General features: G+C 53.2%; 23 protein-coding genes. 14 read left to right on the top strand and 9 right to left on the bottom strand.

Annotated features, from left to right (window positions below):
• Positions 1–35: 35 nt before the first annotated feature.
• The 5 genes from endA to ruvX all read left to right on the top strand — a co-directional run bounded on the left by endA (position 36) and on the right by ruvX (position 3,749).
• Positions 36–731, top strand: coding sequence for a deoxyribonuclease I (endA, locus tag SGBXF1_RS20395; protein ID WP_061807920.1), 696 nt, complete (start codon positions 36–38; stop codon positions 729–731).
• Positions 732–916: 185 nt separating this feature from the next.
• Positions 917–1,648 (top strand): 16S rRNA (uracil(1498)-N(3))-methyltransferase, encoded by a 732-nt coding sequence (rsmE, locus tag SGBXF1_RS20400; RefSeq protein ID WP_130382016.1) that lies wholly within the window; start codon positions 917–919, stop codon positions 1,646–1,648.
• 10 nt (positions 1,649–1,658) lie between these two features.
• Positions 1,659–2,609, top strand: a complete 951-nt coding sequence (gene gshB / locus SGBXF1_RS20405; RefSeq protein ID WP_037416757.1) for a glutathione synthase — start codon at positions 1,659–1,661, stop codon at positions 2,607–2,609.
• Positions 2,610–2,763: 154 nt separating this feature from the next.
• Positions 2,764–3,327, top strand: coding sequence for a YqgE/AlgH family protein (locus SGBXF1_RS20410; protein WP_037416755.1), 564 nt, complete (start codon positions 2,764–2,766; stop codon positions 3,325–3,327).
• A complete protein-coding gene (gene ruvX / locus SGBXF1_RS20415) occupies positions 3,327–3,749 on the top strand; it encodes a Holliday junction resolvase RuvX (protein ID WP_037416753.1) in 423 nt (140 codons plus the stop codon). The genes SGBXF1_RS20410 and ruvX overlap by 1 nt, the downstream gene beginning before the upstream one ends.
• On the opposite strand, the gene SGBXF1_RS20420 is transcribed toward ruvX, so the two are convergent.
• Entirely contained in the window at positions 3,746–4,774 is a 1,029-nt protein-coding gene (locus SGBXF1_RS20420; RefSeq protein ID WP_186427456.1) for a type IV pilus twitching motility protein PilT, read from the bottom strand. The genes ruvX and SGBXF1_RS20420 overlap by 4 nt on opposite strands.
• Positions 4,775–4,794: 20 nt before the next feature.
• Between SGBXF1_RS20420 and SGBXF1_RS20425 the strand changes: the two genes are divergently transcribed.
• From SGBXF1_RS20425 to hemW, 6 genes are all read left to right on the top strand, one after another.
• Positions 4,795–5,502, top strand: a complete 708-nt coding sequence (locus SGBXF1_RS20425) for a YggS family pyridoxal phosphate-dependent enzyme (protein WP_037416748.1) — start codon at positions 4,795–4,797, stop codon at positions 5,500–5,502.
• A gap of 77 nt (positions 5,503–5,579) precedes the next feature.
• Entirely contained in the window at positions 5,580–6,401 is an 822-nt protein-coding gene (proC, locus tag SGBXF1_RS20430; protein ID WP_037416746.1) for a pyrroline-5-carboxylate reductase, read from the top strand.
• Between the two features lie 31 nt (positions 6,402–6,432).
• Positions 6,433–6,987, top strand: a complete 555-nt coding sequence (locus SGBXF1_RS20435) for a YggT family protein (protein ID WP_037416742.1) — start codon at positions 6,433–6,435, stop codon at positions 6,985–6,987.
• Positions 6,984–7,274 carry a DUF167 family protein YggU gene (gene yggU, locus SGBXF1_RS20440; protein ID WP_020828604.1) on the top strand — a complete coding sequence of 97 codons (291 nt, stop codon included), beginning with the start codon at positions 6,984–6,986 and terminating at the stop codon, positions 7,272–7,274. The genes SGBXF1_RS20435 and yggU overlap by 4 nt, the downstream gene beginning before the upstream one ends.
• Before the next feature lie 17 nt (positions 7,275–7,291).
• Positions 7,292–7,885, top strand: coding sequence for an XTP/dITP diphosphatase (locus SGBXF1_RS20445; protein ID WP_037416739.1), 594 nt, complete (start codon positions 7,292–7,294; stop codon positions 7,883–7,885).
• Positions 7,878–9,017: a radical SAM family heme chaperone HemW gene (gene hemW / locus SGBXF1_RS20450; protein ID WP_037416736.1), complete on the top strand. Its 1,140-nt coding sequence runs from the start codon at positions 7,878–7,880 to the stop codon at positions 9,015–9,017. The genes SGBXF1_RS20445 and hemW overlap by 8 nt, the downstream gene beginning before the upstream one ends.
• An 80-nt stretch (positions 9,018–9,097) precedes the next feature.
• Here hemW and SGBXF1_RS20455 read toward each other — a convergent pair whose 3' ends face one another.
• The 4 genes from SGBXF1_RS20455 to trmB form a co-directional block, all read right to left on the bottom strand.
• Positions 9,098–9,814: a YggN family protein gene (locus tag SGBXF1_RS20455; protein ID WP_037416733.1), complete on the bottom strand. Its 717-nt coding sequence runs from the start codon at positions 9,812–9,814 to the stop codon at positions 9,098–9,100.
• A gap of 29 nt (positions 9,815–9,843) precedes the next feature.
• Complete coding sequence (gene glsB / locus SGBXF1_RS20460) at positions 9,844–10,767, bottom strand: glutaminase B (RefSeq protein WP_061807962.1); 924 nt, start codon at positions 10,765–10,767, stop codon at positions 9,844–9,846.
• Between the two features lie 98 nt (positions 10,768–10,865).
• Positions 10,866–11,192, bottom strand: a complete 327-nt coding sequence (locus SGBXF1_RS20465) for a YggL family protein (RefSeq protein ID WP_037416731.1) — start codon at positions 11,190–11,192, stop codon at positions 10,866–10,868.
• On the bottom strand, positions 11,192–11,911 hold the full coding sequence (trmB, locus tag SGBXF1_RS20470) for a tRNA (guanosine(46)-N7)-methyltransferase TrmB (protein ID WP_037416729.1): 720 nt from the start codon (positions 11,909–11,911) through the stop codon (positions 11,192–11,194). The genes SGBXF1_RS20465 and trmB overlap by 1 nt, the downstream gene beginning before the upstream one ends.
• A 177-nt stretch (positions 11,912–12,088) precedes the next feature.
• Between trmB and mutY the strand changes: the two genes are divergently transcribed.
• Genes mutY through mltC form a run of 3 tightly spaced genes read left to right on the top strand, consistent with a single transcriptional unit; the run spans position 12,089 to position 14,590 of the window.
• Complete coding sequence (gene mutY, locus SGBXF1_RS20475; protein ID WP_391581125.1) at positions 12,089–13,189, top strand: A/G-specific adenine glycosylase; 1,101 nt, start codon at positions 12,089–12,091, stop codon at positions 13,187–13,189.
• Positions 13,186–13,458 carry an oxidative damage protection protein gene (locus tag SGBXF1_RS20480; RefSeq protein ID WP_061807913.1) on the top strand — a complete coding sequence of 91 codons (273 nt, stop codon included), beginning with the start codon at positions 13,186–13,188 and terminating at the stop codon, positions 13,456–13,458. Before mutY ends, SGBXF1_RS20480 begins: the two co-directional genes overlap by 4 nt.
• A 55-nt stretch (positions 13,459–13,513) precedes the next feature.
• Positions 13,514–14,590 carry a membrane-bound lytic murein transglycosylase MltC gene (gene mltC / locus SGBXF1_RS20485; RefSeq protein ID WP_037416721.1) on the top strand — a complete coding sequence of 359 codons (1,077 nt, stop codon included), beginning with the start codon at positions 13,514–13,516 and terminating at the stop codon, positions 14,588–14,590.
• Between the two features lie 45 nt (positions 14,591–14,635).
• Here mltC and SGBXF1_RS20490 read toward each other — a convergent pair whose 3' ends face one another.
• The 4 genes from SGBXF1_RS20490 to SGBXF1_RS20505 all read right to left on the bottom strand — a co-directional run bounded on the left by SGBXF1_RS20490 (position 14,636) and on the right by SGBXF1_RS20505 (position 22,135).
• Positions 14,636–15,751 carry a GGDEF domain-containing protein gene (locus tag SGBXF1_RS20490; protein WP_037416718.1) on the bottom strand — a complete coding sequence of 372 codons (1,116 nt, stop codon included), beginning with the start codon at positions 15,749–15,751 and terminating at the stop codon, positions 14,636–14,638.
• 807 nt (positions 15,752–16,558) lie between these two features.
• Positions 16,559–18,721: an ornithine decarboxylase SpeF gene (gene speF / locus SGBXF1_RS20495; protein ID WP_186428545.1), complete on the bottom strand. Its 2,163-nt coding sequence runs from the start codon at positions 18,719–18,721 to the stop codon at positions 16,559–16,561.
• 652 nt (positions 18,722–19,373) lie between these two features.
• Positions 19,374–20,708 carry an OprD family outer membrane porin gene (locus SGBXF1_RS20500; protein ID WP_238320988.1) on the bottom strand — a complete coding sequence of 445 codons (1,335 nt, stop codon included), beginning with the start codon at positions 20,706–20,708 and terminating at the stop codon, positions 19,374–19,376.
• 125 nt (positions 20,709–20,833) lie between these two features.
• Positions 20,834–22,135: a pyrimidine-nucleoside phosphorylase gene (locus SGBXF1_RS20505; protein WP_037416715.1), complete on the bottom strand. Its 1,302-nt coding sequence runs from the start codon at positions 22,133–22,135 to the stop codon at positions 20,834–20,836.
• Positions 22,136–22,147 lie beyond the last annotated feature (12 nt).

The following is a 22,147-nucleotide window of genomic DNA, read 5'->3' on the forward strand; positions in this document are numbered from 1 at the left end:
CTGCCTGCTTTTCCAATTTTGAGCTGTTTTGGAATATGCTTCGCAAAATTTTGTTTACGGTGGTTCTCACCGTGGGTGCCGCTCAGGCCCACGGCATCAATAACTTTTCTCAGGCCAAAGCGGCAGCGGCTAAAATTAACCAGGATGCGCCGGGTTCATTCTACTGCGGCTGCCGGATAGACTGGCAGGGCAAGAAAGGCATCCCCGACCTGAACAGTTGTGGCTATCAGGCGCGTAAAAATGCCCAGCGCGCACAGCGTATCGAATGGGAACATGTGGTACCTGCCTGGCAGTTCGGTCACCAATTACAGTGCTGGCAACAGGGTGGTCGCAAAAACTGCAATAAGGATGCGGGCTACCGACAAATCGAGACCGACTTGCACAACCTGCAGCCGGCGATAGGTGAAGTGAACGGCGATCGTAATAACTTTATGTATAGCCAATGGAAAGGTGGCGAGGGCCAGTACGGCCAGTGCCCAATGAAAGTGGACTTCAAAAACAAACAGGCCGAACCGCCCGCTCGTGCCCGCGGTGCCATCGCTCGTACTTACTTCTATATGCGCGACCGTTATCAACTGCAGCTTTCACGGCAACAGACCCAGCTTTTTGACGTGTGGAACCGTCAATATCCGGTAAACCAGTGGGAATGCCAGCGCGAGGCACGCATCGCTAAGGTACAGGGCAACCATAATCCCTATATTCAGCAAGCTTGCCAGCAACGAAAGGGCTAACCTACTATATACCCGTCGCCTTTCAAGCCGCAGCGTTGTTACCTGCACTCGCCCACCCCAGTTACTTACTAAAGTAAGCGCCTGGGGATGAACGAGCTAGGCGCCTAGCTGCAACTCGAAATTCATAGGGTATAGCCCCTGTTCTATCAGGCAAACTATACCCTCTAGTCAGGATCGAATATTCAATGCGTATACCCCGTATTTATCACCCGCAGCCGTTGATCGACAATGCGGAAATCTTCTTAAGCGAAGACGCCGCCAACCATATCGGGCGTGTACTGCGCATGAACGCTGGCCAGGCGTTGCAGTTATTCGACGGCAGCAATCAGGTGTTTGACGCCGTGATCACCCAGGTCGACAAGAAAAGCGTTCAGGTACAGCTCAGCACCGGACAGTTGGAAGACCGTGAATCACCACTCAATCTGCATCTTGGCCAGGTGATTTCTCGCGGCGAAAAGATGGAGTTCACCATTCAGAAATCCATCGAACTGGGGGTTAATATCATCACCCCGCTGTTTTCCGAGCGCTGCGGCGTGAAGCTGGATGGCGAACGTTTGGCTAAAAAACTTCAGCAATGGCAGAAAATTGCCATCGCCGCCTGCGAACAATGTGGCCGCAATCGTATTCCAGAAATTCGCGAAGCGATGAAACTGGAAGACTGGTGCGCCGAGCAAGATGGTAGCCTGAAACTCAACCTGCATCCACGCGCCAGCCACAGCATCAATACGTTGCCGCTGCCGGTGGAACATGTCCGCCTGCTGATTGGGCCAGAGGGCGGTTTATCCGCCGACGAAATTGCGATGACCACAGGCCACGGATTTACTGATATCCTGCTGGGGCCACGCGTTCTGCGTACAGAAACCACAGCGCTCACCGCAATTACCGCATTGCAGGTACGTTTCGGTGATCTGGGTTAAAGGAGAAAAGATGATTAAGCTCGGCATCGTGATGGACCCTATCGCTTCCATCAATATCAAGAAAGACACCAGCTTCGCCATGCTGCTCGAAGCGCAGCGCCGTGGCTGGGAACTGCATTATATGGAGATGAACGATCTCTATCTGCATGGCGGTGACGGGCGCGCCCGCACTCGCCTGCTGAGCGTGAAGGAAGATAAAGAGAGCTGGTTCAGCTTTGGCAGCGAACAAGATCTGGCGCTGCAGGATCTTGACGTGATCCTGATGCGTAAGGACCCACCTTTCGATACCGAATACATCTACGCAACCTATATTCTGGAGCGTGCGGAGGTCAAAGGCACTCTGGTGGTCAACAAGCCGCAGAGCCTGCGTGACTGCAATGAAAAGCTGTTCACCGCCTGGTTCCCTGAACTGACGCCGGACACCCTGGTGAGCCGCAGTGCAGCGCACATCCGTAAATTCCACCAGCAACATGGTGATATCATCCTCAAACCGCTGGATGGCATGGGCGGCGCGTCCATTTTCCGCGTTAAACAGGACGATCCGAACCTGTCGGTGATTATCGAAACGCTGACCGAACACGGTAGCCGCTTCTGCATGGCGCAAAACTTCCTGCCAGCGATCAAGGAAGGTGATAAGCGTATTCTGGTGGTTGATGGGGAGCCTGTACCATACTGCCTGGCGCGTATTCCCGCACAAGGCGAAACCCGTGGCAACCTGGCCGCTGGCGGCCGTGGTGAAGCTCGTCCGTTGAGCGAAAGCGACTGGAAAATCGCTCGTGCCGTGGCTCCAACCTTGAAAGAAAAAGGGCTGATCTTTGTTGGCCTGGACGTGATTGGTGATCGACTGACTGAAATCAACGTCACCAGCCCAACCTGTGCACGTGAAATCGAAGCAGCCTTCCCTGTGTCGATTACCGGCATGCTGATGGACGCGATCGAAAAACGTCTGGCGGCAAAATAATCACAGTGCGGGCGATGCTGTCGCCCGCCATCCTGGCTTCCCGGGCCGACTCGCTCGGCCCGCGTCAAGCAAGCTGCGGCTTGAAAGGCGATGGGTATAACCGCATACTGGCGGTTGTTTAACTTCTCACCAATCAATTACCTTAAATAACACCATGAATTTACAGCACCATTTTCTTATCGCTATGCCATCACTTCAGGATCCTCGCTTCAAACGCTCGGTGATTTATGTCTGCGAGCACAATGAAGACGGCGCCATGGGCCTGGTGATCAATAAACCGGTGGAACAGTTCACGGTGGAAACGGTGCTGAGCAAACTGAAGATCATGCCACCGATGCGCGATCCGGCCATCAGCCTGGATAAACCCGTCTTTGCAGGCGGGCCGTTGGCGGACGATCGTGGCTTTATCCTGCATACACCTTGTAAAGGCTTCGGTTCAAGCATTCAGATCTCACCAGAGACCATGATCACCACGTCGAAAGACGTGCTGGAGACACTGGGCACCGCAGACCAACCCGATGACGTGTTGGTGGCGCTCGGTTATGCCGGCTGGGAAAAAGGCCAGTTAGAACAGGAAGTGCTGGAAAACGCCTGGCTGACCATTGAAGCCGACACCAACATTCTGTTCCATACGCCAATCGCCAGCCGCTGGCGCGAGGCGGCTAACCGCCTCGGCATCGACATTTGTAGTATTGCCAACCACGCAGGACATGCTTGATGACCAACCGCACCATTATCGCCTTCGACTTCGGCACCAAAAGCATCGGAGCAGCCATCGGGCAGGAACTCACCGGCAGCGCCCGTGCACTGGCGGCCTTCAAAGCACAAGAGGGTAAGCCGGACTGGCAAAAGATCGAGAAACTGCTGAAAGAGTGGCAACCTGATCTGGTCGTCGTCGGCCTGCCGCTGAACATGGACGGCACAGAGCAGTTGGTCACAGAGCAAGCACGCAAGTTCGCCAACCGCTTGCATGGCCGCTTTGGCGTACAAATCGCGCTGCATGATGAGCGCCTCAGTACTGTCGAAGCCCGTGCTAATCTGTTCGACCGCGGTGGGTTCCGCGCTCTGGACAAAGGCAGTGTAGACTCTGCTTCAGCAGTGGTGATCTTGGAAAGCTGGTTTGAGCGGCAACTGGGTTAATCTAATCCTGATGCAAAAGCGTCCTGTTCCCCATTCAGTAACCCAGCACTGATCCGCTGTTGTAAACCCTGTTCAAACGTCTGCATGCCAAACTGCCCACCCGTTTGCAGCACGCTGGCCAGCTGATGGGTTTTGCCTTCGCGGATCATGCTGCTGACTGCCGCTGTCACCGTCAGCACTTCAAAAATAGCCACACGCCCGCCGCCAGGCCTGCTCAACAGCTTTTGGGCGATCACCGCCTGTAAACTGCCAGCCAACTGGGCACGCACATAAGGCTTTTCATCCGCTGGGAATACATCCACCAGCCTTTCTACCGCCTGTGGTGCACTGCGAGTATGCAACGTTGCCAGCACCAGATGACCGGTTTCCGCAGCGGTCAGCGCCAGACGAATGGTGGTGGTATCGCGTAGCTCCCCCAACAAAATCACATCTGGATCCTCACGCAGTGCAGCACGCAATGCGTCGTCAAAACTGTGGCTATCGCGCCCCAATTCCCGCTGTTGGATTAAACACTGCTGGCTGTGGTGGATGAACTCGATAGGATCCTCCACCGTGAGGATATGCCGCCGCTGGTGCTGGTTAATGTTGTCAATCATCGCCGCAAGCGTGGTCGACTTTCCGCTGCCCGTCGCTCCGGTCACCAGAATCAAACCGTCCTCCCGCCGCACCAACGCGGGGATAATATCTGGCGCTGCCAGTGCCGCTAACGTTGGACAGCGGTCGGCAATTAAGCGCAAGGCAATGGAAACACCCTGACTTTGCAAAAAGAAATTAGCTCGCAGCCGAATATTGCCCGACAGCGAGAGTGCCAGATCGAGCTGGCCCTGCTGTCGCAACTGCTGCCATTGCGCTGGTTGCAGCAACATGCCGCACAGCAAATGCATACTCGCCTCGGTGAGCATTTCAGCCCCTTCCAAGGGCCACAGATCACCATCAATGCGTAACATCGGTCGATGACCGGTACAAAGGTGCAGATCCGAAGCATTATGCTTTACACTAAGGGCCACGAATTCATCGATATCCATATCAATCTCCTGGGTCAATAATGAGCACTATCCAACAGAATCTGCAGGATGTCAGAAACCGCATTACCGCGGCCGCTCAAGGCTGCGCTCGCGCTCCAGAAGAAGTGACACTGCTTGCAGTGAGCAAAACCAAACCTGTGGCAGCGATCGCAGAAGCCATAGCGGCAGGTCAGCGTGCCTTCGGCGAGAACTATGTGCAGGAAGGCGTGGATAAGGTTAAACATTTCGCTGCACTGCCAGAAGGTGCAACGCTGGATTGGCACTTTATCGGCCCGCTGCAATCCAATAAGAGTCGGTTGGTAGCAGAACACTTTGCCTGGTGCCACACCGTCGATCGATTGCGTATCGCCCTGCGTTTGAGCGAACAACGCCCGGCAGACATGCCACCGCTTAACGTGCTGATCCAAATAAATATCAGCGATGAACAGAGCAAATCTGGCATTGTATTGGCTGAACTGCCGGCACTGGCAGAGGCAGTTGCCGCCCTGCCGAATCTCAGGTTGCGCGGACTGATGGCTATCCCCGCTCCGCAAGAGGATTACCAGAACCAGTTAGCGGTGTTCAGCCAGATGCGCGACGCCTTTCAGGCACTGCAACAGCAGTATCCCCAAGTGGACACGCTGTCGATGGGCATGACTGATGATATGACGGCGGCGATTGCTGCAGGCAGTACGATGGTGCGTATTGGCACCGCGATTTTTGGCGCCCGTGATTATTCACAGGCCTAACATATCTATAGCTTTCAAGTTATAGCAATACAGCCAGCTTGAAAGACGACGGATATACACACAGATGAGGAATTTTAATGCAGCACCGTAAGATTACCTTTATTGGTGCCGGTAATATGGCACGCGCTATCATCGCCGGCCTGGTTGCCGGGGGTTACCCGGCCACATCCATCAGCGTTTGCGCACCCTCGGCCAAAAACCGTGATGCGTTGGCGGCAGACTACGGCATCATCAGCAGCAGCGATAACCTTGCTTGCGCACGCGCTGCTGATGTCGTGGTGCTGGCGGTAAAACCGCAAATGATGGCAGACGTGTGTCAGCCCCTGCGCGATCAGATCGACTTCAGCGGTAAACTGGTATTGTCCATCGCCGCAGGTATCCAGGTCAGCCGTTTTTACCAGTTGCTGGGGGATAAACTTAACATCGTCCGCATCATGCCGAACACCCCATCCTTGGTAGGCAAAGGGATGAGTGGCCTGTATGCGCCACAGCAAGTTAGCCAGCAGGACCGCGACTACACCAGCGATTTGATGGCATCCGTCGGTAAAGTCTGTTGGGTGAATGACGAAAGCGGCATCAATAGCGTAATCGCGGCGGCAGGCAGTGCACCGGCTTATTTCTTCCTGTTTATGGAAGCCATGCAGCAGGAAGCCGAACGTATGGGCTTTGACAGCCAGACCGCCCGCGATCTGGTCCAGCAAGCCGCTTCTGGCGCCGCCGCGCTGGTCGAAGCAAACCCAGAGACACCATTATCGACCTTGCGTGAGCAGGTCACCTCCAAAGGCGGCACCACCGCCGAGGCACTACGGGTATTCAACGAACAACAACTGCCGGCCACCGTGGCCAAAGCGATGCAAGCGGCAGTATCCCGTGCGCAGGAAATGGAAAAATCATTTTAAATAATCGAGAGTTAAGGAGAAGGGCTACTACATGCTAACGCTGACTTTTTTGGTCAAAACCGTTGTTGATCTTTACGTCATGGTACTGCTGCTGCGCATCTGGATGCAGTGGACACGCGCTGACTTTTACAACCCATTCGCACAGTTTGTCGTGAAAATCACCCAGCCGGTGGTTGGCCCGCTGCGCCGTATCATCCCGTCATTGGGGCCAATCGACAGTGCATCACTGCTGTTAGCATTTTTGCTGATGACCATCAAATACCCGCTGCTGTTGCTCATTCAAGGCGGCGCGATGTCACTCAGTCCATATAACCTGCTGTTTGGCTTGATCTCGCTGGTGAAGTCGGCCGGTTACCTGATCTTCTGGGTGATGATTATTCGCGCGCTGATGAGCTGGATTAGCCAGGGCCGCAGCCCAATTGATCAACTGATGTATCAATTGACCGAGCCTTTAATGTCCCCTATCCGCCGTATTCTGCCGGCTATGGGCGGCATTGATTTTTCAGCGATGGTTGTGATCCTGATCTTGTATCTGATCAACTACCTGGGCATGGATCTGTTTGGTGAGATCTGGTTCCTGCTGTGAGTGCAGTCACCCCCGTGCTGGACGGGCTGGCAATCAGGCTATATATTCAGCCGAAAGCCAGCCGCGACCAGATCGTCGGTTTGCATGGCGACGAACTTAAAGTCGCCATTACCGCCCCGCCGGTAGACGGCCAGGCTAACGCTCATCTGATCAAGTTTCTCGCCAAGCAGTTCAAAGTGGCGAAAAGCAACGTCACCATAGAGAAAGGCGAACTGGGGCGGCATAAACAGTTACGCATCGTTAACCCGCAACAGATCCCCGCCGTGGTCGCGGCGCTAATCGAATAAATTTCAAGGTAGTCATCATGCAAAAAGTCGTTCTTGCCACCGGTAATCCGGGCAAAGTGCGTGAACTCGCCGACCTGCTGGCCGATTTCGGGCTGAATGTGGTCGCACAAACCGAGCTGGGCGTGGATTCCGCTGAGGAAACCGGCCTGACCTTTATCGAAAACGCGATCCTGAAAGCCCGCCATGCCGCGCAAATCACCGGCCTGCCGGCGATTGCCGACGACTCGGGTCTGGCTGTCGACGCGCTGGGCGGTGCACCAGGTATCTATTCTGCACGTTACGCGGGCGTTGACGCTTCAGACCAGCAAAATCTCGACAAATTGCTGATCGCACTGAAAGACGTGCCGCAGGGCAGCCGCGGTGCACAGTTCCACTGTGTACTGGTGTATATGCGCCACGCGGAAGATCCAACCCCGTTGGTGTTCCATGGTAGCTGGGCCGGTGAAATCACCTCTGCGGCCGCAGGTGAAGGCGGCTTCGGTTACGATCCAATCTTCTATGTCCCGGAACTGGGCCGCACAGCGGCAGAGCTGAGCCGTGACGAGAAACGCGCAGTATCTCACCGTGGTAAAGCGCTGAAACTGATGTTGGAAGCGATGCGCAATGCTTAAGTTGCCCCCGCTGAGTTTGTATATTCATATCCCGTGGTGCGTGCAGAAATGCCCGTACTGCGACTTCAACTCACATGCGTTGAAGGGTGAAGTACCGCATCAAGAATATGTCGATCATCTGTTGGCAGACCTGGATGCCGATCTGCCGTTGGTTGCCGGTCGCGAAATCAGTACCATTTTTATCGGCGGCGGTACCCCTAGCCTGCTCAGCGCTGAAGCGATGCAATCGCTGCTGGACGGTGTCCGTGCACGTATACACGTGGTTGAGGGTGCCGAAATCACCATGGAGGCAAATCCCGGTACCGTTGAGGCCGATCGCTTCAGCGGCTACCAGCGCGCCGGTGTGAACCGTATTTCAATCGGGGTCCAGAGCTTCAGCGCCGAGAAGTTAACCCGTCTGGGACGCATACACGGCCCGGAAGAGGCCAAACGCGCGGCACACCTGGCTACCGGTCTTGGTCTGCGCAGCTTTAACCTCGATCTGATGCACGGCCTGCCGGACCAGTCGCTGGAAGAAGCGCTGGACGATTTACGCCAGGCGATTGCCCTGAACCCACCGCACCTGTCGTGGTATCAGTTGACCATCGAACCCAATACCCTGTTCAGCTCGCGCCCGCCGGTACTGCCGGACGACGATGCGCTGTGGGATATTTTCGAACGCGGTCACGAACTACTGAGCGCCGCTGGTTATCAACAATATGAAACTTCGGCCTATGCCAAACCCGGCTATCAGTGCCAACACAACCTCAACTATTGGCGCTTCGGCGACTATCTGGGGATTGGCTGCGGCGCACACGGTAAACTGACCTTCAGCGACGGTCGTATTCTGCGTACGGCGAAAACCAAGCATCCGCGTGGTTTTATGCAGGGCAAGTATATGGACAAACAGCATGAGGTGATGACGGCAGATCGACCATTCGAGTTCTTCATGAACCGCTTCCGTCTGCTGGAAGCCGCACCGCGTGCCGAATTCGTCAACTATACCGGGCTGGATGAAAGCACTATCCGTGCACCACTGGACGAAGCGCTGGCGAAAGGCTATCTGGAAGAAACGCCGGAATATTGGCAAATCACCGAGAAAGGTAAACTCTTCCTTAACTCGCTGCTGGAGTTGTTCCTGGCAGATGAATAGAAAAAAGCGCTGAATTATCAGCGCTTTTTTTGCTTCACTCTGAAGATACCAAGCAGCGGGCGATCAACCGTGATGTCATGTTATTTCAACGAATTAAGCAGATCTTTACGCTGAGTCTCCAGGCCTGTAACACGGTTACACACGTCACGGCCAAAGTTCTGGAAGTCCTGCTCTTGGTTGTTCCATTCATTCTGAATCGCTTTCTGCAGGCCGCCCAGGTTACCCATGATCGCCTGCAACGGGTTGCCGCCACTGTTGGCAGCCTGTTTGACACCCATCTCATTCAGACTGTCCTGTAGCACACCACCCATGCTCTGCTGCACGAGATTACGGCCATCCTGCTCAACCTGGTCAATCGCCTTATGGTGGAAGGTCAGGCCGTCACTGCGGTGCTCGATAATACGGTTCATCTGCTGCTTGAGCTGGCCATTCAAAGTGGTCAGCCGGTTACGCACGTTGCTGTCGCTCCCCAGCTCCTTAACAATCACCTTGTCCAGCGCCACGCGCGCTTTTTCCAGGTGTTGCTGCGCACCTTTATCAATCCAAGGCAATTCTTTACGCAGTGCGCTCTGATAGCTGAAGGCCTTTTGCCGCTGGCTGTCATTTATGCTCAAAGCCTGGCCGTTGCGGGTTACATCACCATCAGGTGAAATCTGCAGATTGCCACTGGCGCCCGTCACCTGCACATTTTGCGGGCTGATAATCACGTCGTCCTGAGGTTTAACACTGCACTGATACTCGGCGTGTGCCTGTGAAGCCGTCAACAACAACAAGGCTAATCCGGTTTTCTTTAACATATTTTCTCCTGACGCCCTTCCGTGATGGGCTAAAAAATCGAACGGCTAATCCGTTGAGACAACAGTTCCAGTGCCGCAGTTCCCGCCAGCGAGTTACCGGAGGCATCCAGCTCCGGTGACCAGACAGCGATCGACAGCTCATCAGGAACAATGGCGACGATACCGCCGCCGACGCCAGATTTCCCCGGCATACCCACACGGTAAGCAAACTCCCCTGCACCATCGTACATGCCGCTGGTCATCATCAGCGCATTAATCTGTCGCGCCTGCAATGGGCTGATCACTTCACGTCCGCTAAGATCGCGGCCATGATTGGCCAGGTAAACGAAGCTACGTGCCAGCTCTACGCAGCTCATTCGCAGCGCACAGTAGTGAAAATAGGTTTGCAGCACGGTGAGCACGTCGTTTTCGAAGTTGCCGAATGACTTCATCAGATAGGCTATTGCGGCATTGCGATCGGAGTGTTCAAACTCGGAACGGGCCACCCGCGCATCATAGGCCAGGTCATCTTCACCGGCCAGTTGGCGCACCACTTCCAGCATTCGCTGTTTGGGGGCACTGAGCCGGGTTTGCAGCATGTCGCACACCACCAGCGCACCGGGATTAATAAACGGATTGCGCGGTTTGCCCTGCTCCATCTCCAACTGCAACAACGAGTTGAACGGCAGACCGGAAGGTTCTTTGCCGACCCGTTGCCAGATTTCGTGTTCCTGATAGCGTGCCAGTGCCAGCGTCAGACTCAGTACCTTGGAAATGGACTGAATAGAGAAGCGCTCGGTGGCGTTACCCGCCTGGAACATTTCGCCGTCGACGGTGCAAACGGCAATAGCCAGGCGATCAGCAGCCACTTCGGCCAGCGCCGGTATGTAATCTGCCACTTTGCCCTGACCTATCAGCGGGCGCACCTGTTGCAGAATGTCATCCAGCAACGCGTTATCCAATGTTGTTACCACCGCGGTCACACTCCGGACAAAACAAAGGCGCCATTAAGGCACCTTAAAAGCATATAAGCATAGCGCGGCACAAAGCCGCGCCCATCAGGCTGGGAAAATCAGTCCCACCAGATATCGAACAGATCACTGACCTTAACATCGGTCAGTTTACGCGCTTCCAGCCATTTTTTGACCAGTTCGCGTTGTTCGTCGGTGCAGTGACCGATAGTTTGCAGACAGATCAAACCTTCCCACTGCAGGTAGCCGCTACCGTCAAACGCCATGCCGTTCGGCTCGATCACTTCATCAATGAAAGCGTCCAGCGTGCTGTCGATGTCTTCAACCGAGGTGCCTTCGGCAAAACGCCATGCTACGGAGAAACCCAGCTCCTGAAACTCTTCAATGTGTAACTTTTTACGTAAACGACGACTACGGTTCTTAGCCATTATTCTTTCCTCTCAAACATCAAATCCCAAACGCCATGTCCCAGACGCTGGCCGCGTAATTCAAATTTTGTCAGTGGGCGTGAATCCGGACGCGGCACGTAATCATTATCGCTGGAAAGATTACGGTAGCCTGAGATCCCGTTCATAACCTCTAACATATGTTCTGCGTAAGGCTGCCAGTCGGTGGCCATGTGGAACACGCCGCCTACTTTCAGTTTACGACGCACCAATTCAACAAACGGCGTCTGTACGATACGGCGCTTGTTGTGGCGCGCTTTGTGCCACGGATCGGGGAAAAACAGCTGAACCATGTCCAGCGAACCGTCCGGGATCATATTCTCCAGCACCTCAACTGCGTCGTGACACATTACGCGCAGGTTGCTCAACTCCGCTTCGGTGGCGTCGGCCAAACACGCGCCCACACCCGGCGAATGTACTTCAATCCCCAAGAAATTCTGCTGCGGGTTATTACCCGCCATGGTCACCAGCGAGGCGCCCATACCAAAACCGATCTCCAGCACGGTCGGCGCATCGCGCCCGAACAGTGCAGTGATGTCGACAGGTTCAGCCTGATACTCCACGCCCATCACCGGCCAATAGTTGTCCAGCGCGTGCTGCTGGCCTTTGGTCAGCCGCCCCTGGCGGCGAACAAAACTGCGGATACGGCGCATAGCGCGACCGTTCTCATCAAATTCCGGGGAGATGACGTCATTAATCATAGTGCTTTCTGTCTGTTTGGCTGCTAATTAGGGAAACGCGCATTATGCAAAGATACATTGGTTTAGCAAGTGTTCATCTTATGTACCTGCCGTGCGACGTCGGAAAGTTCCGGTTTACAGCATCATGACTCTATGCTGCAATCGCGCTTCATTTTCTGCCGGATATCGAATCTGCTTATGATGCAAGCACAACAGTTCGCACAGGTGGTGCTTGACTGGTACCAGCGTTACGGCCGCAAAACTCTGCCGTGGCAGCTTGATAAAACCGCCTATCAAGTATGGCTATCTGAGGTCATGTTGCAACAAACTCAGGTTGCCACCGTGATCCCTTACTTTCAGCGCTTTATCGCTCGTTTTCCCAACGTGCGTACTCTGGCAGAAGCGCCGCTGGACGAAGTGCTACATCTGTGGACCGGCCTGGGTTACTACGCCCGAGCGCGTAACCTGCACAAGGCTGCGCAGACTATTGTCGCACAGCACGGCGGCGAGTTCCCGACAACCTTTGAAGAAATCCACGCGCTGCCTGGAATCGGCCGTTCAACCGCAGGTGCGGTACTGTCGCTGGCACTCGGCCAACACTACCCGATCCTCGATGGCAACGTGAAACGCGTATTGGCACGCTGCTATGCGGTTGAAGGTTGGCCTGGCAAGAAAGACGTGGAAAACCGTCTCTGGCAGATCAGTGAAGACGTCACCCCGGCAAAGGGCGTCGGCCAGTTCAATCAGGCGATGATGGACCTGGGGGCAATGGTTTGTACCCGCTCCAAACCCAAATGCGAGCTATGCCCGCTCAGCCTAGGCTGTATCGCCTATGCCAACCACAGTTGGGCGAAATACCCCGGTAAAAAACCCAAGCAAACCCTACCGGAAAAAACGGCCTACTTTTTATTGTTGCAGCAGGGTGAGCAAGCCTGGCTGGAACAACGGCCAGCCGTTGGGCTATGGGGTGGCCTATTTTGCTTCCCGCAGTTCAGCGAACGAGAAGAGATGGAACTCTGGCTCCAACAACGCGGTCTGAAAAACAATCGCCAGCAGCAGTTGACCGCATTTCGTCATACTTTCAGTCATTTCCATCTCGATATCGTGCCGATATGGTTGGATATGAACGACGCGGCGGCCAGCATGGATGAAGGCGCCGGTCTCTGGTATAACTTGGCGCAGCCGCCATCGGTCGGGCTGGCAGCGCCGGTTGACCGCCTGTTACAACAGTTGGCAAAACAGTCACCACGCCAGCAGGGTTTATTTGGCGATAGCGCCATTGATGAGGAATTAGCATGAGCAGAACCATTTTTTGTACCTTCCTGCAACGCGATGCCGAAGGGCAAGATTTTCAACTTTACCCAGGGGACGTCGGCAAACGTATCTATAACGAGATCTCGAAGGAAGCCTGGGCAGAATGGATGAAAAAACAAACCATGCTGATCAACGAGAAAAAACTGAACATGATGAACGTGGATGACCGCAAACTGCTGGAAGCGGAAATGATCAAGTTCCTGTTCGAAGGGCACGACGTGCACATCGAAGGCTATACGCCACCGAGCGAATAACGCTGTTGGGGCCAGGCGCTGGCCCTCTTCAATATTTCCCGTATACGGCTTTAAGATGAAGAAAATTTTAGCTTTGCTAGTGATAGCGCCTTTGCTGATTTCCTGTTCCGGCAAAAAAAGTGAAGAAGTCAACGAAGCGCTGGTCAAAGACACCAACGGCTTTGAGATCCTGATGGGCCAATTCGCCCACAACATTGAGAATATCTGGGGTCTGAACGAAGTTCTGATCGCCGGGCCAAAAGATTACGTTAAATACACCGACCAGTATCAAACCCGTAGCCACATCAACTTTGATTCTGGTGCCATCACCATTGAAACCATCGCCACCACCGATCCTGCTGCACACCTGCGTCAGGCGATTATCAGCACCTTGCTGATGGGCGACGATCCGGGTTCTATCGATCTCTACTCCGACGTCAACGATATTCAGATCAGTAAAGAACCGTTCCTGTATGGTCAGGTACTGGATAACAAAGGCGCGCCGATCCGTTGGGAATGGCGTGCAGCGCATTTTGCTGACTATCTATTGCAGAGCAAGCTGCAAAAACGGACCTCCGGCCTGCACGTGATTTACTCAATCACCATCCAGTTGGTACCGAACCACCTGGACAAACGTGCGCATAAATACCTGCCAATGGTCCGTAAAGCGTCGGAGAAATACGGTGTTGAAGAGTCACTGATCCTGGCGATCATGCAGACCGAATCGAGCTTTAACCCCTATGCGGTAAGCGGTTCGGATGCGCTAGGCCTGATGCAGGTGGTGCAACACACCGCCGGTAAAGACGTGTTCCAGATGCGCGGGAAATGGGGTAAACCAAGCCGCAGCTACCTGTTCGATCCAGAGAATAACATCGACACCGGTACCGCCTATTTGGCCATTTTGCAGAACAACTACCTGGGTGGTATTCAGAACCCAACCTCGCGTCGCTATGCCGTTATCACCGCCTATAACGGTGGTGCAGGCAGTGTGTTGCGAGTGTTCTCCAGCGACAGGACTCGAGCGGTGAGTATCATCAATGGCATGCAGCCGGGCGACGTCTATCAGACGCTGACGACTAAGCATCCAGCCGGTGAATCACGCCGTTATCTGGTGAAAGTGAACAACGCGCAAAAGAGCTATCGACGCCGTTAATCACCTTGGTCAGGGCGGCCTTTCGTGCCGTCCTGACCAACCACATCACTCTGCAATACTATAGCCATTGCGACCACGCGCCTTGGCGCGGTATAACGCGCGATCGGCTGCCGCCAGTAGTTGCTCACGGTTTTGTCCCGGTTGCCATTGTGCAACCCCTTGGCTTACCGTCACCCATTGTGCCACCTCGGAAGCGGCATGCGGCATCGCCAAACCCGCGAGCAGCGCCTCAATTCTTTGTGCGACTTGTTCAGCCTCACGGGCATCAGATTTCGGCAGCAGGATAATAAACTCTTCACCACCATAACGGGCCACCAGATCCTGCGAACGTCGTGTTGCACTGTCCAAACAGGCCGCAAGCCTAACCAAGCACTCATCTCCCTGTTGGTGTCCATAGTGATCGTTATATTTTTTAAAGAAATCGACATCCAACAGAATCAGCGTAAACGGCGACTGTAGAGTCGACTCCCGCAGCAAAACAGCGTCAAAGTAGTGATCAAAGTAGCGCCGATTAGCGATACCGGTGAGTGGATCACGGTGTGCCAGCTTACTCAGACGCTCAATCAGTTGTTTGTTTTCCTGCTCACGCTCAATAGCCAAGGTGAACCATTGTTCCAGCCGATGCTGCGCCGAATAAATCAGAAACAGCATCAAGGCATATGAAATCAGGTTAACCAGAGAAAAAGCGCTGCGGATAAAGATGTTTTCGACTATCGCCACCAACAACACCGGGATGCTGAACAGGAAGAACAATCTTGGGGAAAGGTAAAAAGCGATCAATGAGGAAAACAGCAGGCCGAGCGACAGAGGGTAAACCAGATTAATATTATTGTTGACGATCAAATGATGGAAAACGCCGCACCAACATAACGCCAGTAACAGGATACACACCACCGCGCCACGCCAAACCGCCAGTTCTCCGCGTGCAGCCAACTGGCGTAATACGATAAAAGACAAGGCGGACAATAACACCACGCTATCGATAGCCGGGGCGCCACGTAACAGATAAGTCAGAGAGTGATCGCCGAGTGTCTGAGCGCGTTGGAGCAAGAGATAAGCGGCAAGCAACACATTAACCAATAAGAACCAGTTAAAATTACGCAGCGTTGAACGTCTTTTCTCTCTGCTGACCCACTCGGGATAACCCTCTTCTTTCATCATCTTATTCCAATACTCATGGCTTTTACCTAAAAGGTAGTGCCGCCATTCGGCTTTGTCATCCCGAGTCATGGTGATTTAAAAGCAGCCCCTGCGAGCTAATGCTTGCCAGTTAATCAGAATGGCTGGTTTTATTCGGTCTCTGAAGGTTCCGTGTATGAGGAATTGCCATAAACGTTCGGTATTTCTTTGCCGCCAAGATGAACGGCAATTGGAGGGGCCGAAGGCGCGGCCCCTCCACCCGCCCCCCTGCTTAACACCCGCTGCCCGCTACGCGGGTCCCCTCGCAGCGTCAGCGTTGCCGGGCGGGTCGGCTACGACAAACATCCCTGTTCGTCTCGCCTCAACCGGCCTTCCCTGGCCGGTTGCCCCTGACAACGCCGCCTTGCTCGGCAGCCGGTGATGCGCATTAAGGTCAACACCCTAATCAGCAGCCACCGGGCAACCCACCCCCTCTGTGGGCTACCTACCGAAAAACGACGAAAGTGCCTCTATGAGCACGGTGTTAGACGCCCTTGAAGACGTCGAACGCAGGAACAAAGCATAGGCGAAACCGCCATGGATGGCGGTTTCAGGCGAGACAGACAGGGACGTCTGTCGTAGCCGGCCGTGATGCGGAGTGACAAAGAGAGAGTCGTTGGCGCAGCCAACCGTCTGATAGGGCAAGGCGTGGGTTGCAAGGGACCGCGCCTAGGGTCCCTTGCTCGGTCGGGGCGCCGGTGTTTCATGGTCACCAGCGTTAATCGACCGAAATATCACCCACCTTCACAAAGACTAACTGATTAACATTCGCTCTGCGGCCCTACCAAATTATTGCTTGATCATATAGCCGAAGATACGCTTCCAACCGTGATCCTTTTTCTCGATATAAACGCCCTGCAACTCTGGAGAAAATCCCGGTAGCCGGTTAATCCCGTCTTCCAATGCCAAGAAATAGCGCTGAACTGCGCCACCCCACACTTCCCCAGGTACCACACAGAGTACACCCGGCGGGTATGGCAGCGCCCCTTCAGCCGCAATGCGCCCTTCCGCCTGAGCAATGGGTACCAGCTCAACATTGTCGCGAATAAACTCTACGTTAGCGTCTTGCGGGTTCATCATCACCTGTGGGAAATGACGCTGGCGGAACATCTCTTTCTGCAATTGTTTCACATCAAAACTGACGTACAGGTCATGCATTTCCTGACACAACTGGCGCAGGGTATAACCACGATAGCGCTGTTCATTCTTGCGATATACCGTTGGCAAAACCACACTTAACGGCGCGTCCTCTGCCACATAGCGCTCGAACTGCACCAACATATCCACCAACTGTTCCATCTTGACCGGATTTTCCGCCGGGGTCAGCAGGAACAAGATTGAATTAAGATCACATTTTTCCGGAACGATGCCGTTCTCACGCAAGAAGTTGGCCAAAATGGTCGCCGGCACGCCGAACTCGGTGTACTGGCCGGTGGCTGCGTCTATGCCCGGCGTGGTCAACAGCAATTTGCACGGGTCAACCAAATACTGGTCCTGGGCATAACCTTCAAAACCGTGCCATTTCTCGTCCGGTACAAAATTGAAGAAACGCGCGTCGTTGGCGATCAGATCGGTGTCGTAATCTTGCCAATTCTTACCCGCCACCTGCAGCGGAATAAACGGCTTGAGCTGCGAGCAACGTTCCAACAGTTGCTTGCGCGTCTCAATACCCAATTTCACGCAATCCATCCACATGCGACGACCGGCAGCCCCGGCGTGCATCTTGGCATTCACATCCAGCGCAGCGAATAGCGGGTAAAACGGGCTGGTCGAGGCGTGCAGCATGAAAGCATTATTGAGATGCTTATGATTGCAGTGGCGCTTCTGGCCCTTGATATGGTCGTCTTTTTTGTGGATTTGCGAGGTCTGCGAGAAACCGGCCTGCTGCTTGTGTACCGACTGGGTGACAAAGATACCCGGATCCAGCTCATCGAGCTCCAGCAACAGCGGCGAACACTCTTTCAGCATCGGGATAAAACCTTCGTAACCCACCCAGGCAGAGTCAAACAGGATGTAGTCACACAGGTGGCCGATAGTGTCGATCACCTGGCGTGCGTTATAGATAGTGCCGTCATAAGTACCGAGCTGAATAATTGCCAGCCGGAACGGACGTGCTGCATTGGCCTTCTCGGGCGCTACGTCACGAATTTGCTCGCGCAGATAGTGCTCATCAAAACAGCGTGAATCAATACCGCCAATAAAACCAAACGGGTTACGCGCGGTTTCCAGATATACCGGCGTAGCCCCGGCCTGGATCAACGCACCGTGGTGGTTGGATTTATGGTTGTTGCGATCGAACAAAACCAGGTCGCCACGCGTCAGCAATGCATTGGTCACGACTTTGTTGGCCGCCGAAGTACCATTGAGCACGAAATAGGTTTTATCGGCATTGAATACCCGCGCAGCATGTTTTTGTGCATCTTTGGCCGACCCTTCGTGGATCAGAAGATCGCCCAACTTAACGTCAGCGTTGCACATGTCAGAACGGAAAAGTGTTTCACCGTAGAACTCAAAAAACTTCCGGCCGGCCGGGTGCTTGCGGAAAAACTCCCCACCCTGATGCCCAGGGCAAGCAAAGGTCGAGTTCTCCATTTCCACATAGGTTTTCAATGTTTTGAAAAACGGCGGCAACAACGCTTGTTCATAAGCATCCGCAGCAGCTTCCAATTGCGCCATGTAGAACGCCTTACTGGCACCGTCCAGCGCAAAAACGCCACTGATAAAAGGTAGGTAGTCCGGGGAAAGATGCTCATCCGCGGCAACCGCCACAAAGGTCGGGATCTCGAACCCGGTCGCTTTAAGGTGCGCCAGGATACCGGTGTTGACGTCATCAACCGACACCACTAACGCAGCGACATCGGTGAAGTCCGTTTGCTCTACGCGGACGATCTGACGCAGCGTTTCAATGGTAGCGACCAGGCTGGCGCTGGTGGCGATTTTCAATTCTTTCATCATGCTAACTCTCAAACGGTTAAGGATGAGGGTGTGCCACAGGGCACAGTAATGAGATAACAAAGGTTATCCCGGTAAAGTGATGTCCGGCGTCGCAGCATTTACCCTAAATAGGCATGACCGGCTGACTCTCCTAAGATTATCAGGTATCTATCCAAAATAATTGGAGTTGCATCGAGGCGGCAAGTGAACAAGTCCCGATGAGCTGACATCAGTCAGTGATTCGGGCGCGTGAATGTAGCCAACACAGATGCAGCTTCAAGTATGAAGGATATATTGGGGGCTGGTATCGGCAGCGACCAATAGACATCAGTAAAATCAGAACCGCAGTTCTATTTTTAATAATGCCTAACAGCGAGCATCAGATAGCCTTACCGCATGGCAGGCTGGGTATTTCTGGCGGACCGCGTTCGGGAAAAGTAAGAACAGAGTGATGGCATCATAAGATGTCTGGTGCGCAACTGCGCTTGAACAACAAAACCAGTCATGCCTGTAATCCTCTGACTTATGATGAGGGGGAATCACCGCATCGTGAATTTGCGCAATGATTGCACGTTTTTTTTGACGGTTCAAGCCGGTTAATAACCACTAAAAATGCATAATTATTTATTTTTTGCCATGTGAATAACCTCACATGGCAAGACTGACATGATTAGAACAAGTTAAACGCGTAATCCACTTGCAGTTCGATCGAATGGTTTCTCGCACGCATCGGTTTGCCGTCCGGCGTCAACTTGGGTTGATTATGCTGACTTTGGAAATTCCAGGAAGGGCCGCCAGAAAGCTGTATCGCCAGGTTTTTTAACGCTGGCTGTGAAGGCGTCCAACGTGAATAAACCAGCGTTTCCCCACGATCAAGCTTCTGACCTTGGTACTTCATTCCCCACCCGTAGTTGGTGACCATACCCAACTCAACTTCCGGTAAAATTGCATAACCGAACGTCCAGGCCAGCATCTTTTCTTTATCGCCAACATAGTCATTGCCCCAACTGTCAGCCATCGAGTTAAACGTCCCTCGACTGTGCTTGGCTAGGTGCCACTCAAAACGCCCTAACCCGCCAGACAACGAGGCGCGGGTGTAAGACGCCCCAATCTTATGCTTCCAGCGATCTGCGCGCCACTCGGCATACATCGCTGCATGATAGGCATCATCATCAAAGGTTTTATGACTACGTGACATATGCGTCCAGTCATTCAAACCATGATTAAGGTAAAATTGGCTCGCCAACTTGAAACGATGATCAACCCAGGCGACAGGTTGCCAACCTAATTCCAGCCCCTGCCGTTGCAGATAGTTATGACTTTCACCAAAGAAATAGAGCGCACTGTAACCCCGATCGCTATAGCTCAACTCACCGGTAGCAATACTGCTAATCTGCTTTTTATCCGCCGTTCGGAAATGAATTTTATCAGGGGAATCCCTGTCACTGTAGCGCGTCACATAGGCACCGCGAACGCGTAATGGCCCAGTAGCTGCTTCACCACGCCAACCCAGATAAGTGCTTGGAATAGCCCGCGTTGAGTTATTGAGCGCGCCCCATTTTTTTATCTGTTGCCAGCCGGAATACAGATGCAAGTAGGTATCGTCATCTCCCAAACGCCCTTTCAGATAGAGTTGGCCGATCTTATTAAAACCTTTAGCCTGACCATTGTCGTTATACAACACACTACGGCCCCAAAAATCATCGCTGGCCGCCAATTTCACCACACCATAATAAGACGCATCTATCCCCAGCATATCCGCGAAATAACCGGACTGATAATCAAGGGTGATCCCTTGCCCCCAAGCGGTCTGATTTGAGCGCTGACCATAGTCCTCCGTGCTGAGGTTTTTAAATACATTGCGGAACGACAGATCCGCATGGCTGTCATTAATCACATTGGAAAACATATTACCGTTATTCGTTACTTTAATTTCTTCTGCTACACCCTGAAAAGAAAATAAAATAGAGAGCAGTGCCAGTGGTCGGTTTATTTTAAATTGCATTGTTTTATTCATAGAAAAATCCCGTTTTCTATTTAATAACCCAGAGATATTTATATTTAATAATTAGATTTTATTGTGATACGAAGTTGTTCCTCTCTAAAAGTAGAGAGGAACATGGTTTATATTTACTGGGTAATAATGGTGTGAATTAACTTAGGTACTTCTGCTTTGTCCGCAATGGTGATGCTTTCATATATTTTCGCCATCACGCTTGCCACATCCTCGCGGTTCGCATGAATCGTCAGCAGTGAGTCACCGATGGCTACCCGATCACCGACTTTCTTATGCATCATTAGGCCAACAGCCAAATCGATATCATCTTCCTTCGTTGCACGCCCAGCCCCGAGTAACATCGCCGCGACACCGATCTCGTCGGCAACAATGTTTGCGACCACTCCAGCTTGTTTGGCAGGGACTTCAATCCGATATTTCGCCTGCGGCAGCTTCTCGGGGTGATCTACCATCGAAGCATCTCCCCCCTGGTTCGCCAGGAAATCACGGAATTTAGCCAACGCTTTACCGTTACGGATCACCTCTTCCAGCATCTGGCGTGCGGCAGGTAAAGAATCTGCCTTTTTCGCCAACACCACCATTTGGCTGCCCAACTGCATCACCAGTTCGGTCAGATCTTCCGGCCCTTCACCACGCAGCGTTTCGATGGCCTCTTTCACCTCCAGCGCATTCCCGATAGCGTAGCCCAGTGGCTGCGACATATCAGAAATCACCGCCATCGTATTACGACCGACGTGATTGCCAATGCGTACCATCGCCGTCGCCAGTGCGATCGCGTCGTCGGTGGTTTTCATAAATGCGCCTGCACCGGTTTTCACATCCAGTACGATGGCATCAGCCCCTGCGGCAATCTTCTTGCTCATGATTGAACCGGCGATCAGCGGAATAGAGTTCACCGTGCCAGTAACATCACGCAGCGCATACAGTTTTTTATCCGCCGGGGTCAAATTACCGGTTTGACCAATCACAGCAATTTTGTCGCGATTAACCAGCTCGATAAACTGTTCACTGGAAATTTCCACATGGAAACCCGCCACGGCTTCCAGCTTATCGATCGTGCCACCGGTGTGGCCCAAACCACGACCGGACATTTTCGCAACCGGGATATCCAGTGCCGCCACTAAAGGTGCCAGCACCAGCGTCGTCGTATCACCAACGCCGCCAGTCGAGTGTTTATCGACCTTTACGCCTTCGATCGCAGAAAGATCGATCACATCCCCTGAATTCACCATCGCCATAGTCAGATCGGCGCGTTCACGATCGTTCATATCCTGGAAAAAGATCGCCATTGCCAGTGCACTCGCCTGGTAATCAGGAATATTGCCCTGGGTATAACCATCAACAAAAAATGCAATTTCTTGCGTTGTCAGTTCTTTTCCATCGCGCTTTTTGGCGATGATATCAACCATTCTCATTGTTTTTCCCTT

Source organism: Serratia grimesii (genome assembly GCF_900186025.1).
GTDB classification, from domain to species: Bacteria; Pseudomonadota; Gammaproteobacteria; order Enterobacterales; family Enterobacteriaceae; genus Serratia; species Serratia grimesii.

Excerpts from the sequence above, each read along its gene's own strand:
- endA (WP_061807920.1), top strand. The coding sequence starts at position 36 with ATGCTTCGCAAAATTTTGTTTACGGTGGTTCTCACCGTGGGTGCCGCT.
- rsmE (WP_130382016.1), top strand. The coding sequence starts at position 917 with ATGCGTATACCCCGTATTTATCACCCGCAGCCGTTGATCGACAATGCG.
- gshB (WP_037416757.1), top strand. The coding sequence starts at position 1,659 with ATGATTAAGCTCGGCATCGTGATGGACCCTATCGCTTCCATCAATATC.
- SGBXF1_RS20410 (WP_037416755.1), top strand. The coding sequence starts at position 2,764 with ATGAATTTACAGCACCATTTTCTTATCGCTATGCCATCACTTCAGGAT.
- ruvX (WP_037416753.1), top strand. The coding sequence starts at position 3,327 with ATGACCAACCGCACCATTATCGCCTTCGACTTCGGCACCAAAAGCATC.
- SGBXF1_RS20420 (WP_186427456.1), bottom strand. The coding sequence starts at position 4,774 with ATGGATATCGATGAATTCGTGGCCCTTAGTGTAAAGCATAATGCTTCG.
- SGBXF1_RS20425 (WP_037416748.1), top strand. The coding sequence starts at position 4,795 with ATGAGCACTATCCAACAGAATCTGCAGGATGTCAGAAACCGCATTACC.
- proC (WP_037416746.1), top strand. The coding sequence starts at position 5,580 with ATGCAGCACCGTAAGATTACCTTTATTGGTGCCGGTAATATGGCACGC.
- SGBXF1_RS20435 (WP_037416742.1), top strand. The coding sequence starts at position 6,433 with ATGCTAACGCTGACTTTTTTGGTCAAAACCGTTGTTGATCTTTACGTC.
- SGBXF1_RS20445 (WP_037416739.1), top strand. The coding sequence starts at position 7,292 with ATGCAAAAAGTCGTTCTTGCCACCGGTAATCCGGGCAAAGTGCGTGAA.
- hemW (WP_037416736.1), top strand. The coding sequence starts at position 7,878 with ATGCTTAAGTTGCCCCCGCTGAGTTTGTATATTCATATCCCGTGGTGC.
- SGBXF1_RS20455 (WP_037416733.1), bottom strand. The coding sequence starts at position 9,814 with ATGTTAAAGAAAACCGGATTAGCCTTGTTGTTGTTGACGGCTTCACAG.
- SGBXF1_RS20465 (WP_037416731.1), bottom strand. The coding sequence starts at position 11,192 with ATGGCTAAGAACCGTAGTCGTCGTTTACGTAAAAAGTTACACATTGAA.
- trmB (WP_037416729.1), bottom strand. The coding sequence starts at position 11,911 with ATGATTAATGACGTCATCTCCCCGGAATTTGATGAGAACGGTCGCGCT.
- mutY (WP_391581125.1), top strand. The coding sequence starts at position 12,089 with ATGATGCAAGCACAACAGTTCGCACAGGTGGTGCTTGACTGGTACCAG.
- SGBXF1_RS20480 (WP_061807913.1), top strand. The coding sequence starts at position 13,186 with ATGAGCAGAACCATTTTTTGTACCTTCCTGCAACGCGATGCCGAAGGG.
- mltC (WP_037416721.1), top strand. The coding sequence starts at position 13,514 with ATGAAGAAAATTTTAGCTTTGCTAGTGATAGCGCCTTTGCTGATTTCC.
- SGBXF1_RS20490 (WP_037416718.1), bottom strand. The coding sequence starts at position 15,751 with ATGATGAAAGAAGAGGGTTATCCCGAGTGGGTCAGCAGAGAGAAAAGA.
- speF (WP_186428545.1), bottom strand. The coding sequence starts at position 18,721 with ATGAAAGAATTGAAAATCGCCACCAGCGCCAGCCTGGTCGCTACCATT.
- SGBXF1_RS20500 (WP_238320988.1), bottom strand. The coding sequence starts at position 20,708 with ATGCAATTTAAAATAAACCGACCACTGGCACTGCTCTCTATTTTATTT.
- SGBXF1_RS20505 (WP_037416715.1), bottom strand. The coding sequence starts at position 22,135 with ATGAGAATGGTTGATATCATCGCCAAAAAGCGCGATGGAAAAGAACTG.